The organism is Acidobacteriota bacterium, from assembly GCA_035471785.1.
Taxonomy (GTDB): Bacteria; Acidobacteriota; UBA6911; order RPQK01; family DATIPO01; genus JANQFM01.
The window spans coordinates 1-13473 of the sequence record DATIPQ010000127.1 but is presented as its reverse complement, the minus strand read 5'-3'; the positions used below and the strand labels follow the sequence as shown (position 1 = coordinate 13473).

The 13473-nt window shown below is 63.7% G+C and carries 5 protein-coding genes; all 5 read right to left on the bottom strand.

The window, feature by feature from the left end; translation table 11 throughout:
* Positions 1–13 precede the first annotated feature (13 nt).
* Positions 14–2023 (bottom strand): condensation domain-containing protein, encoded by a 2010-nt coding sequence (locus VLU25_18135; GenBank protein HSR69853.1) that lies wholly within the window; start codon positions 2021–2023, stop codon positions 14–16.
* Positions 2024–2041: 18 nt separating this feature from the next.
* On the bottom strand, positions 2042–5854 hold the full coding sequence (locus VLU25_18130) for an amino acid adenylation domain-containing protein (protein ID HSR69852.1): 3813 nt from the start codon (positions 5852–5854) through the stop codon (positions 2042–2044).
* 10 nt (positions 5855–5864) lie between these two features.
* A complete protein-coding gene (locus VLU25_18125) occupies positions 5865–7931 on the bottom strand; it encodes a carbamoyltransferase C-terminal domain-containing protein (protein ID HSR69851.1) in 2067 nt (688 codons plus the stop codon).
* Positions 7932–7968: 37 nt separating this feature from the next.
* Positions 7969–13134 (bottom strand): amino acid adenylation domain-containing protein, encoded by a 5166-nt coding sequence (locus VLU25_18120; GenBank protein ID HSR69850.1) that lies wholly within the window; start codon positions 13132–13134, stop codon positions 7969–7971.
* Positions 13135–13187: 53 nt separating this feature from the next.
* The coding region (locus tag VLU25_18115) for a hypothetical protein (GenBank protein ID HSR69849.1) at positions 13188–13473 on the bottom strand (286 nt) is incomplete at its 5' end.

The following is a 13473-nucleotide window of genomic DNA, read 5'->3' as shown; positions in this document are numbered from 1 at the left end:
CTCGACGGGGCGGTCAGGCGGAGGTGTTGGAGACGCGCCGGTTGCGCGACTGCAAGAAGTTACGGAGATCGCGGCGACGGCCTTCCCTGGCCACTTCCAGGTGGCGCCGCGACCTCTCGGCATCGGCGGCCGTGACCTGGTTGGCCAAGGCTTGCAATGAAGCTTCTACGTCCGCCGCTGCGTTCTGGCAAAGCTGGCGGAAGTGGGTGATCATGCGGGCTACGGCGGGCTCGTCGAAGACAGCCCCGCTGTACTCGAACTTTCCGGTCAAACCGTCGTCCCGCTCCTCAACGTTGAGCAGCAGGTCGAACTTGCCCATGCGCGGCTTGACCTCGATGAAGCTGGTTTCAATGCCCCCGATGGCGATGTCGGGAATGGAATGATGAAAGACGAACTTGGCCCTGAAGAGAGAGTCGCGCCTGCTCTCTGAGGAGCGCAGCTCACGGACCAGCGCATCGTAAGGGACATCTTTATGGGCAAAGGCTTCCTCCACGCAGTCGCGGGTGCTCTGGCAAAGCTGGCGGAAGCTGAAGTGCTCCTGGGCGGTCAGGCGAATCACCAACTGATTGACGAAGAACCCGATCAACTCGGCGTGGGCCTTGGAATCGCGGTTGGCCACGTCGGTCCCGATAGCGATGTCGCGGGAGCCGGTGTGGATGTAGAGCAGCAGGTAGTAGACGCTGGTCAGAAACATGAAGGGCGTGATCTGCAGCTCGGCACAGATCTTGGCGATACGCTCCTGCAATCCGTCCGGCAGTTCGAAATCGATCTCGCCGTCGGGTCCGGGCCCGCTCTGACTCAGCCGCGACCGCTTGAATTCGAGCGGAGGCATTCCGCCCAGCTTGCCGCGCCAGTAGGTCAGTTGGCGATCCAGTTCCTTGGCGTCCAGCCGCTCTTTTTCCTTGGCTGCGTAGTGGCGGTACTGGGTCGAGAGAGGACTCATCCGGCTGGGCAGGCCGTGGGAAAAACTGCGGAAGAAGCTGTTCAGTTCCTTGACCAGAATGCCCACCGACCAGCCGTCGATGACGATGTGGTGAGCGTCGAAAATCAGGCGGGCCCGCGTATCGTCGTACTTGACCAGAATCATGCGGATGAGCGGCCCCTTTTCCAGGTCGAAAGGACTCAGAAGCACCTCTTCCTCCAGTCGGCGGAAGGTCTCCTCGGCGGACTCCGCCGAGAGTCCTGAAAGGTCGACGTGGTCGACCGAGACGCTTTCGCTGGGAAGGACTTTCTGGACGAGCTTGCCGGAGACGTAGCCGAAGCAGGTCCTGAGCGCTTCGTGACGGTGTGCGACCGCGCACAGCCCCTGGCTGACCGCCGCCACGTTGAGGCGGCCCTCCATGTTGAGCACCTTGACGATCTTGTACTCGAGTCCGCCCTCGCTGACCTGGGAGATGTACCAAAGCCGGCGCTGGGCGTTGGAAAGCGGAATGCCTTCCGCGGGGACCTCCCGCGAGACTTCCTCGGAATCGCCTCCGGGACGCGGCAGTTGGTCGAGGTAGGCGCTCAGCTTTGAAAGCGTGCGGTGCTTGAAGATGGTGTTGAGAGGCACCTGCAGCCCCAAGGCCTGCTCGATCTCCATAATCACCTGGGTGGCCAGCAGCGAGTGTCCGCCCAGTTGAAAGAAGTTGTCGTCGGCGTTGACCTGGGGACGGTGGAGCACCTTCTTCCAGATCTCGGCCATGCGCCTTTCGGTGACGGTGGAAGGGGCGGCCACTTTGGAATGCTCGGCAGGCAAAGGCCCCCCGTCCATTTTCAGCAGGGCCTGGCGGTCGATCTTGCCGTTGGCGGTGCGGGGCAGGCGCTCCAACTCGACGAACTCGGAGGGCAGCATGTGGTCGGGCACCCGCGCCTCCAGAAAGTCCCTGACCTCTTCGGGCGAGAGCCGACCCTGGGGAACGTAGAAAAGGGCCAACGATTTCTCCGATTTGGCTTGGGAGGCGCGCCAGTCGCTCAACTTCTGGTTCAGCTTCGAGCGCTGGTCGGGGGAAAGGGACTGAATTCTGCGAAGGTATTGTTGCATGAGTGAATGTCCGGAAAGCTACTTGTAGGCTCGCACCACGGCCATCGAGTCGGCCCACCAGTTCTGGGAATCGGCGGGCGGCTCGAGTCCTTCCACAACGTTGACTCTCAGCGACGAGAAATACTGGAAGAGCGCCCGCTGGTGGCGGCGGCTGAGCGAATCGATTTCGTTGCTGTAATAGGTAAAGACGCCGCCGGCCCTGAGACAGCCGGCCGCGAAAGGAAAGAAGTGCTGGGCGAAAGTGACGTCGCTGATGACGTGGCGGCGGAACTCCTCTTCGGTCATCGGATAGGTGTCGAAGAGCACGCCGTCCACCGGGTCGAGTTCTTCGATGACGTCCTGCCACTTGGCCTGCACGATCTGGATCTGGCGGTCGGGATAACGCCGCCGCCAGATCCGGGCGGCATCGGCCACTTTGCGGTTGGCTTCGATGATGATGTGCCGCCGCACCCCTTGCTCCTGGATGTAGCCGGCGGAAAGGCCCATTCCGAAGCCGATTTCCAGCACGTCGCCATGATGCTCCGCGACAGCCGCGGCCAGTTCGCGCATCAGGGGCTTCTGCCAATCCTGCATGATCTGCTGGCCCTCGATTACCAGCTCGGAATCGTTCAAGCGGGCTTCCGAATCGCTTAAATCTCCCTGGATCTCGATCCGCTCGCCGCCGGCCACGAAGCGCCGGGTCAGCGAGTCCAGTTGGCGCAGGTCCTGAGCGCATTCTTCCAAGGTGCGGTCGATGACCCAGTTGCGCTGCGAGCCGCGGGGAGTCTTGAGGAAGTCCTCGCTTGTGAGGCGCAACGACAATTCGAAGTGGGGAAAGCGTTTGCTGATGACGGGCGTCTCGACCTGTCCGTCCTCAGGCCCAGGAGCGGGACTCGCGGGGGGGCTTTGGCGCTCCAGAGCCTCGATCTCGTCCAACGCTTGACCCAAAAAGGCCTCGGGGAGCCCTTGCACAAGGGCCATCCAGGCGGCCTGATCGTCTCCGCTTGGGCCCCCGTTGCCGGCGGGTTGGAAGCCGTTGCCCTGGCGCACTACTACGGCGCCCTCCACGATCTTGCTGTTTTCGAGCAGCACCGACTCGATCAGTCCCGGCGTCACGCGGACGCCCCTGATCTTGACTTCGTCGTCCTGGCGCTGCAGGAACTCGAAGGCGCCGTCCGGCCTGAGGCGCACCCGGTCGCCGCTGCGATAGGCCCTGCCGCCGGGAGTTTCCTCTTGCCCGCTCGGGGAAGCCGGCTGGAAGTGGAGGGCGGTCAGCCGGGGGCTCTTCAGGTATCCCTGTGCCAGCATCGGTCCCGCCAGGTAAAGCTCTCCCGAGGCCCCCGGGGGAAGCGGCAGACCCTGCCGGTCGGCGACATAGGCCCGGCGCCCCTGCAGCGAACGTCCGATGGGCGCCGAAGAGCCGGCCTCCAGGCCCTGAGGATCGCTGACTTCCTGCAAGGTGGCGGTAATGATGGCCTCGGTGGGTCCGTAGGCGTTGACCAGCCGGACTTCTTGCGCGCTCATCTGCCACCAGAGACGGGCGCTTGCCGCCAGCATGGCCTCGCCTCCGGCGATCATGCAGCGCAAAGCGCCGCCCTCGATGCGGAGTCCCGAGGCGGCGCCTACCTTGACCACCTGATTCCAGTAGGTCGTGGGCGGGTTGGCCACAGTGACCTGTTCCTGCTGCAAGAAATCGACGAACTCGCGTACGCCCCAGACCTGGTCGCCGCGGGGAAGCAAAGCCGCTCCCACCGACCAGGCCGAGAAGACCTGCTCCAGCGAAACGTCGAAGGTGAGCGCGGAAAACTGCAACACACGGTCTCCCTCGCTGAAGGAAAGGGCATCGACGAAACAACCCATGTGACGGGCCGCCGCTCCATGGGCCACCGCCACCCCCTTGCTTTCCCCGCTGCTGCCCGAGGTGAAGCAGACATAGGCCGTCATCCGGGGAGACAACGGCAGGTCCAGGTTGCCCGCCGGCTCTGAACCGGCCTGGCGGCGGACGCTCTCCGCGTCGAGAATCTCCAGCGGCAAACCTGCCAGCGCTTGGCCCCAGGAGGCAGCCTCTCCCGCAGGTGCCAGGATGTGGCTGACATCGGCGGTTTCGGCCATCTTGGCCAGGTAGGCAGCAGGGTGCTTGGGGTCCATGGGCACGTAGACGGCCCCGCACTTGAGGACGGCCAGGAGGCCCAGGTAGGCGTCCACCCCGCGCGGCAGGAGCAGGCCCACGGCGCTTTGCAGCCCCACCCCGTTGCGCCTGAGGTGGCGGGCGATCTGGTTGGCGCGGCGGTTGACCGAGCGGTAGCTGAGGTGGACTCCATCCACGATCAGCGCGGTCCGGTCGGGAACCCGCTCAGCCTGACGTTCGAAGAGCCCGCTCAGGCATCGCCCGTCCGCCGCCTGCGCGGCCTGCCGGCGCGGGGACGGGCGCTCGAGCGAGGCCTGCAAGACCGCTCCCAGCGGCTGTTGAGGCGCTTTGAGCAGGCGCGACAGCAAGTCGCAGTAATGACGGGTCATTCCTTCGATCATGGCGCCGGAATAGCGGGCGGCGTTGTATTCGATGTAGCCCCGGCACTCCTGCGGACCCTCGAAGATGGAAAGCGAGAACTCCGACTTGGCGATGGGCACGTTGACGTCCAGGAAGGAGACCTTGAGACCTCCCAGTTGCCAATCGGAGCGTGTCGTCCTCTGGTAGCCGAAGCCCACCTCACCCAGCCGGGTCATCCCTTGCTGGCGGGCGGGCGAGAGGGCTTCCACCAGTTTGTCGAAGGGATAAGCCTTATCCCCGATGGCCTCCAAGTAGGTGTCGTTGAGGACTTTTAGCGTTTCCTGGAAGCTCAGGTGCCGCAGCACGCGCAGTTTGACGACTACGAAGTTGATGAAGAATCCGATGGCGTTCTCAAGATCGGGATCGTTGCGTTCGGAATGAGGGACGCACACCAGCACGTCGTCGGCATCGGTGTAGCGCTGCAAGAGCAAATGAAAGCCCGCCAGCCACACGCAGAATGCCGAAACACCCGCTTGCCGGCTCACCCGATTGACCTCGCGGGCCACCTCGGAAGGAATCTCGAAGGGACAATAGGCGGGTTGAAAGCGCGCCTGGGAAAGGCCGTTTCGGTCGCCGGGGACTTCCGTCACCGCCATCTCCTCGCCGCTTCCCAGCCAGCGCTTCCAGTACTGCAGTGCGGCTGCGCTGCGCTCGGCCTCGAAGTTCTGCTGCTGCCAGTGGGAGTAGTCGAGGTAGTGTACCCGCAGCTCGGGCAGATCGCAGGGCAGGCCTTGCAGGAAATCCCCGTAGAGCCGATTGAATTCATCGAACAGGACCTGGCTGGAGAGAAAGTCGAAGATGATGTGGTGGAGCGCGATGAGCACCACGGTGACCCCGGGCACCACCCGCACCAGCGTGAAGTCGAAGAGCGGACCGCTGTCCAGGCGAAAAGCCGTCCTCTGCTTGCGGCTGACGATTTCGTCCAGCAGGCGGGACGGGTCGGCGAGCCCGGTCAAATCGACGCAGCCGAGTTGAGCCGCCAGCCAGGGACGCACGATCTGATGGGGCTTGCCCTCCACAACCCTGAAGCAGGTGCGCAGAGCTTCGTGGCGGTCGACGATCACTTGCAAAGCCTGAGCCGCCGCCGGAAAGGCCAGCCGGCCCTCGATCTTGAGCGCCAGGAGGACGTTGTAGACCGTGCTCTCCTGGTCCAGCATCTGGTTGAGCCAGAGGCGCCTCTGAGCGAAGGAAGCTTCTCCTTCACGCGGCCCGGGGCGCTTCTCGATGCGGTCGGTCCTGGCCAGGACCAAGCCCTGGCGTTCCAGTTCTTGGCGAAAGAGTTCTTCTTTAGTAGGTTTCATCATTCTTGGAGTTTCATACCTCGGGCTGCAGCCGGACCACCCGGCGGCCCCAAAGATCAATCGCTTCCTCGATCAGCCTCTCCTGCTCGGAGGCGTCCTGTCCCTGGATCAGTTCTCCCAAGGTCAGATGTCCGTCGGCCCGCGCCAGCATGGAGGCCATGGCCGACGAGATCTCGGCCTTGCGGTGGTCGTGGGTATTGCCCAGGCAGAATTCCAGATCCCGGTCGGCGGGATAGAGGTTGCGGAAGAGTTCTTTGAAGAAGGGTTCGCCGTTGTTGGAGGCGGCCACCGTGAGCGGCCCCCTGATGTCCCGGCGGTGGATCTGAACGAAGCTGGGCAAGCTGAGATGCAGGTTGGCGTAGCTGGCAAGCTCGGGTTGCTTCTTGCGGATGACGAAGTCGCCGATCACCAGGCCGTTGAGTCCGGTGGTGATGTAGCAGGACACGGCCTCGCGGACGGTATTGACGATGGGCTCGGCGTTGTTGTTGAAGGATGTGTTGAGAACGATGGGAATGCCGGTTCTGCGCCGGAAGGCATCGATCAGGGCCCAATACTTGGGATTGCTGTCGCGGCTGACCGTTTGGATGCGGGCGCTGCCGTTGACGTGGGTGATGGCTCCCAGCAGATCGCGGTAAGGCTCGCGCACCTTGACCACGAAGACCATGTAGGGAAAGGCCTTCTGGTGGGGCGGCAGGTCGAAGTAGACGTCGGCTTCTTCCTCCAGCACCGAGGGGGCGAAGGGCCTGAAGGCCTCCCGCTTCTTGATCATGGCGTTGATGATGTCTTTGTTCTCGGCGGGACGCGGATCGGCGATGATGCTCCGATTGCCCAAGGCGCGGGGCCCGAATTCAGAGCGCCCCTGCACCCACCCCAGGATGATCCCCTGGGAGATCAATTCGGCTGCGCTTTCGGCGATGTCGTCGGACTTCTCATACTCCAGGTAGTCGGTCCATAGATCCAGTTCGCGCTCGATGGCATCGTTGTCGCCGCAGTCCGGTCCCAGCAGGGCATGAGTCATGACGTGGCGCTTGGGGGTGCTGTTGGAGCCGTCGCAGTAGTAGCCGTGCATGGCCGCCCCCAGCGACAGCCCCCCGTCATGGGATGCGGGCTGGACGAAGGCCTCGTCGAAGAGTCCGCGGCTGAGCAGCTTGCCGTTCATGGCGCAGTTGTGGGCCACCCCCCCGGCCAGGCAGAGGCGTCTCGATCCGGTCTCCTTTTGAAAATGCTCGAGGACGTGAAAACAGAGCAGTTCCAGCGTTTCCTGAAGGGCCGCCGCTACGTCCTGGTGCGCCTGCCGTACCGGCTCGTCCTTCCTGCGGGCGGGACCCAGCTCCTGCTTGAGCAAGTCGAGCTTGGAGAGATAGATTTCGTAGTCCCCCTCCTCGCCCAGCGAGTAGAACTGCTGGAAGAGCGACCGGAAGCGGCTGGGGTCGCCATAGGGGGCCAGTCCCATGACCTTGTATTCGTCGAAGTGCTTGAAGCCCAGGTAGCCGGTGACGGCGGCATAGAAGTGGCCCAAAGACTGGGTTGTGGCATGGGCGCGTCCCTTGTAGTTGCGGATGTGGCGGAGTTCGTTTCCCTTCCCCATCCAGACGCTGCCCGACAGGCCGGCTCCCACCCCGTCCAGCGTGACCACCAGGCTCTCCTCGAATCCCGAGGGATAGAAGGCGCTGACGGCGTGCGCGTAGTGGTGGTCGATGAATTCCATGCGGCGGGTGTCGAAGGTGAAGCCGAATTCACGCCTGAGAATACGCTGAATGAACTGCCTGGCAGTCCAGTAACCGCCCAGCACTTTTTGCTTGTAGGCGATCTCCAGCGACTCGTCGATGTCCTTTTCCAGGACGTTGAAGACCACCTTGTCGAGTTGGCTGAGGTCGATTCCGGCGGCCTGCAGGCAATACCTGATGGATTCCAGAGGCAACTTGCCGGAGTGCTTGTAACGGATAAAGCGCTCTTCCTCGATGGCGGCCACGATCTCTCCGTCTTTGATCAGCGAGACGGAGGAGTCGTGGACGCCGGAGTTGGTCAGGACGACCTCGTCGACCCGGTCAAAGCTTCCCGTGATTCCCATTACGTACATGGTCAGGACTCACTCCTCGTGATTGAAAATCGGGCCATTACTCGATGCGGTTCCAGATGGAAGCGACCCGTTCGAAATCGATCCCCTTCTCCTCCCCGCTGCGTTTGAGCATCAGGGCGTGGTCGGCGATGGTGGGCTGCTGGTAGAACTGCTTGAGGGGGAGCTTGACGCCGAAGACCTTCTCGGTCCTCAGCACCACCTGGTTGGCCAGCAAGGAATCGCCGCCGATCTCGAAGAAGCTCTGGTTGACGTTGACTTGCGCCAGAGACAAGGCCTCGCTCCAGAGTCCCGCCAGCGTGCGCTCCAACTCGCTGGAGGGAGGCCGCAACCCCTGCTGGGAGGCCGCTTGGCGGCTTTCCTCGACGCTGGGCAAGCGGCTGCGGTCGAGCTTGTTGTTGGCCAGCCGCGGCAGCGCTTCGACCTGAAAGACGTCGTCGGGCAAGGTGTAGGCGGGCAGCGTTTGTCCCAGCTTGGCCTTGACCTCGCCGATGGAGGGCGGATTGCGCCTGAGTTCAGAGGCCTGGTCGGGGACGACGTAGTAAAGGGCGATGCGCTTTTGACCCGGCTTCTCCTCGCGCACTCCGGCCATGGCTTCGCGCACTGGAAAGCATTCATAGAAGACCCGCTCGATTTCCTCCGGCTCGATCCTGAATCCGCGCACCTTGAGTTGAGCGTCGCAGCGGCCCAGGAACTGAAGCTGCCCGTCGCTGTAGAAGCGCACCAGGTCGCCCGTGCGGTAGAGCAGGCTATCCTCTTGCGCCAAGGCGTGAGGATTGGGCAGGAAGCGCTCGGCGGTCAGGCGGGGGGCATTGTGGTACCCGCGGGCCAAAGCAGGCCCGGCGATGAAGAGTTCGCCGGCGGCTCCCATCGCAGACGGACGCATGCCCCGGTCGAGCACCAAAGTGGCGACGTGATCGAGGGACCCGCCGATGGAGACACCGCTTTCATTCTCCTCCAGCCGGCGTGAGGCGACGTCGGCGGCGTTGCTCCAGACGGCGGCTTCGCTGGGGCCGTACTCGTTGACCAATGGAATGCCGGGCAGACGCTCGCGGTGAGCTTGCAGCAAGTCGGCCGTCAACTCCTCGCCGGCCACGATCACCGTGTCCAATGCGCAATCGTCCGCCGAAGGCAGCTCGGGGAGCAGCACCCGGTAGAGGGAGGGGATGGCCAGAAAGTGAGTGATCTGCCGGTTGGCGATGAGCTCGGCCGCTCCTCCTACGTCGAGATGACGGTCGTCGTGCAGGACGTGGAGGGTGCCGCCGCCGCACAGCGTCCCCCAGATCCCCGCGAAAGAGCTGTCGAAAGTGAGCCGGGAGAGAAGCAGGAAGCGGCGGTAGCGGCGGGGATAGAATTCGAGCCGGGTACGGGTAGAGCGGTAAAGGGCCGCGTTGCTGATCATCACCCCCTTGGGCCGGCCCGTGGAGCCCGAGGTGAAGACGATGTAGGCCAGTTCGCCGCCGCCTGTCGGCCTGCGGAGGGGGACGGTTTTCGCGGTCGAAGCGGGGTCGGGCATGGGCACGATCCGGCAGGGCCAGCTCTCCCAGCGCGAAGCCGTCTTGCGGTCGCCGATGACGGCCACCGGATCGATCTGCTCCAGCACCTCGCGCAGGCGGGTCTCGGGCCACTGGGCGTCCAGCACCACGAAGCAGCCCTGGGCCCGGTTGACGGCCAGCATGGCGGCAATGGCCTCCGAAGTCCGCTCCAGGCAGATGCCGACGGTGCGCTCCGGACCCACGCCTTCTTCCATCAGCCTGGCGGCCAGCAGGTTGCTGCGGCGGCGCAGGGCTCCGTAGCTGATCTGATCGCCCCGGCAGTCTATGGCCAGAGCGTCCGGCCGGCGGCGGGCCTGTTTCTCGAAGAGATCGAAGACGGTTTGAGGCGGCTCCTCCAAGGGCTTGATGGAGGTCTGGAGGGCGGTAGTCTCAGCCTGTGTCACCAGCGGGCAGGCCAGGGCCCGCGACTGAGGCTGCTCGGCGATCTCGTTGAGGGCGATGCGGGCGTACTCGGCGACGTTCTGAACCTGCTGGCTGCTGAAGTGGTCGACGTGAAAGTGTATATCGAGGTAGATCTCCGCTGTCAGCGGATGAAGGCTGAAGGCCACCGTCAGGGGGATCTCGGTCTCTTCGAATCCGGCGCTGTCGATGAACTTGAGTTCTTCTGAAGTGCGGAAGTCCCTGAAGACGTGAAAGTTGGTGTAGTAGAAGATGGAATCGAAAGGCCGTTCCCAGCCCAGGTCCTTCTTGATCTTGACCATGGGATAGCGCTGGTAGGGAAAGACGGTCCGCTCTTCTTCGAAAACCCTCCCGATCAGCTCCGTCCAGTTCCAGGACTCTTCCATCTGCAGGTGGAAGGGGATGGTGTTGATGAAGAGTCCGATGGCTTTGTCGGCATCGGTGGTCTCGGGCCGCCCGTGGCTGACGACTCCGGTCACCAGGCGGGTGGATCCGGTGACCTGCGCCAGCATCCGCAGATGGGCCGACAGCAGCACGCTCTTAAGCGGCGTATGAGCCCGGCGGGCCACTTCCTTAAGGCGGGCGCTCAGTTCGGGAGTGATGGGGACATTGCGGGTGGTGATGGAAGAATGAGCGCAGTCGCGGGCCGGCTTCCCGCCTCCCCATGGACGGATGGGGTGATAAGGCGCGTCGGTCAGGCGCTCCCTCCAGAAGGCCTCGAAATCGGGGGAATGGATGGCCTGCTGCTCCAGGGCCACATATTCCCGATAGGTGGTCTCGAGGGGAAGGCGAAACGGAGGCGTCTGATCCTTGAGCAAGGCGAAGTAGTTCTTGACGATCTCGGCGATTAAAGTAGCGGCGCTCCAGCCGTCGAGAATCGAGTGGTGCTTGCTGAGGGTGAACTGCATACGTCCGCGTCCGCGGTCGTGGATGAAGAAGCGCAACAGAGGCGGACGGGTCCAGTCGAAGGCGTTGCGCGATTCCTTTTCGATGAAGTTGTCGACATAGTCGTCCTGCTCCTGCTCGGAGAGGTGGGAGATGTCGACCACCTCAAGGGGGATTTCGGCTTCGCCGTAGACCAGTTGCAGCGGCTTGGAATAGTTCACGTAGTCGTAGCAGGTGCGCAGGATGGGATGACGGCCGCTCACCAGAGCCACGGCGCGCTTGAAGGTCTCGACCTCGAGAGGACACTCGATGTGGTAGCTGTTGACGTTGTGGTAGGTCCCCGAGCCGACCCGTTGGTCGCTCTCGAAGATGGTGCCGGCCTGCAGCATGGCCAGGGGATAGGCGTCCACCACCTCGGCGGGCATCTTCTCGCGGTCTTTGGCGTCCAGCAGGGAGAAAGGAGCCGGCCTCGCGCTCATCGAGGGTTGGCGGGCCGCACCCGACTGATCCACCACTTCCGCCAGGCGGCGGATGGTCTGATGCTCGAAGAGGTCGCGGGTAGTCAGCGTCAGCCCGTGCTTCTTGGCCTCGTAGATGAACTGGATGCTCTTCATCGAGTTGCCGTCGAGAGCGAAGAAGCTGTCGTCGATTCCGATCTCCTCCACGCCCAGCACCACCTGCCACAGGGAGGCCAGCAAGTCCTCGGTGGGATTGCGGGGAGGCAGAAAGGTGTCGCGGACGCGCTGGTAGCTGTGGCGTTGGCCCAGAAGGCGCTCGTAGTCGACCTTTCCGCTCAGCGCCAGGGGCAGCCGCGGGACCAGGAAGAACTCGCCCGGAACCACCGCCTGGTGAACGCGGTCCTTGAGGAAGTCGGTCAGCGAAGACACCTCGGCATCGTCGGTTTCAGGGTCGTCGACGGCCAGGAAGGCGATCAGCGACTCTTCCTGACCGGCTTCGCGGACGCCGGCCACGGCGGCTTCGTTGACTCCCGGGTAGGCGGCCAGCGCGGCCTCGATTTCGCCCAACTCGACGCGCACTCCGCTGATCTTCTTCTGACGGTCCTTTCGGCCCACGAAGAGCAACGTTCCCCGCTCGTCGAGGCGGCGCACCCAGTCTCCGCTGGCGTACATGCGCTGTCCGGCCCGCCGCGGGTCGGGAAGAAATCTCCCGGCCGTCAGCGCCGGCGCGTCCAGGTAGCCGCGGGCCAAGCCGGGCCCGGCGATGAACAACTCGCCTTCTTCCCTCTCTTGCAGGCTGCCGGAAGAAGGTTGCAAGACACGCAAGGCGAAACCTTCAATGGCCCGTCCGATGGGCAGAGGATCGCCGGGAGCGGCACCGCCGGAGAACACCCGGGTCACGCAGCATCCCACCGTGGTCTCGGTGGGGCCGTACTCGTTGTAGATCCGGGTGGCAGCGCTGCGTTCCTCCCAGAACTTGACCTGCTGGGCCGTCAACTGCTCGCCGCCCAGGATGAGCACTCCGCAGTCCCATCGGGGTCGGCGGGACCCGACCTCTTCAGCCATCAGCCGTAAGTGAGAAGGCGTCAGCTTGAGAAGGGAAACCGGCTGGTTCCCCTCGTCGAGCAGGCGGATGACTCCCCGGAAGCCTTCGTCCTCGGGCACCATCACGATCTGCATGCCGCACAGCAAGGGACAGAAGAGCGAGGTCAGAGTGAGATCGAAGCCGATTGAACTGTGCAGCAGAGCAACGCCCCGCGGGTCGAACCGGTAGTAATCGAGGGCCCAGCGCACATAACTGTAGAAAGCCTCCTGGCTGACCGCCACGCCTTTGGGTTTGCCGGTGGAACCCGACGTGTAGATCAGGTAAGCCAAGGCCGAGGACTCGACCCGGCGGGAACCGGCCGGCGGACTCGGGGAGGGCATCTGGCCCGGCTGGATGCGCAAGACCTCGGCGCCGCAGGAATCGAAGATGCCGGCTTGGCGGGGACGGGCCATCATGGCCTTGGCCCCCGACTGCCGGACCAGGGCCTTGGCCCGTTCTTCGGGAAACTCGGGATCGAGAGGCAGGAACGCCGCTCCGCATTTCATCACCGCCAGCAGGGCCGCCGCCAGTTCGATGGAGCGCTCCATCGACACCGCCACGATCGTTTCCGGCCCGCAGCCATGTTGACGCAACCGTCCTGCATAGGCGTCCGCCAGTTGGTTGAGCCGGCGATAGCTGAAGGCGTCGTCGCCAACGCTGACGGCGCAGCGCTCGGGCCACTGAGCGAGGGCGCTTTCGAAATGGTCGATGTAGCTGCTGAAAACGGGCCTGTCGTCGACTTCGGCGACGAGGCCGGAAGCCCCGGCAGGGGCGCCGCCGGCATAAGGCGCCGCTTCCACCCTTGAAGAGGATTTAGTGCTCATGAAATCTTATGGCCAGTCGTATGTTGAATGAATGTTGCTGGGCAAAATCCCGTTCAGGTCAGCTCCACCAGTGCGGGATTCAGCGTGTAGACCAGATTCTTGAGATAGACGCGGTGGATGTTTCGGTCGGCGCTGCGGATGGCGTCGTCCTCGAAAGAGAGCTTGGCGCCGCAGTTCTCCACGTACTGAAACCAGGCCTTGATGTCGGGGCTCTGCCAGGCCTCTGCGAAGGGCAGGCCCGTCAAGTACTGGAAGCGCTTGAAGTTGATTCCGTCCTCCGTCATCAAGGCGGCGCCGAAAAGGGGGAAGAACATCTCGGGCCTCTTCAGGCTGAACGGC

Bases quoted from the DNA above. Each gene is read 5' to 3' on its own strand.
- VLU25_18135 (HSR69853.1), bottom strand. From the start codon at position 2,023: ATGCAACAATACCTTCGCAGAATTCAGTCCCTTTCCCCCGACCAGCGC.
- VLU25_18130 (HSR69852.1), bottom strand. From the start codon at position 5,854: ATGATGAAACCTACTAAAGAAGAACTCTTTCGCCAAGAACTGGAACGC.
- VLU25_18125 (HSR69851.1), bottom strand. From the start codon at position 7,931: ATGTACGTAATGGGAATCACGGGAAGCTTTGACCGGGTCGACGAGGTC.
- VLU25_18120 (HSR69850.1), bottom strand. From the start codon at position 13,134: ATGAGCACTAAATCCTCTTCAAGGGTGGAAGCGGCGCCTTATGCCGGC.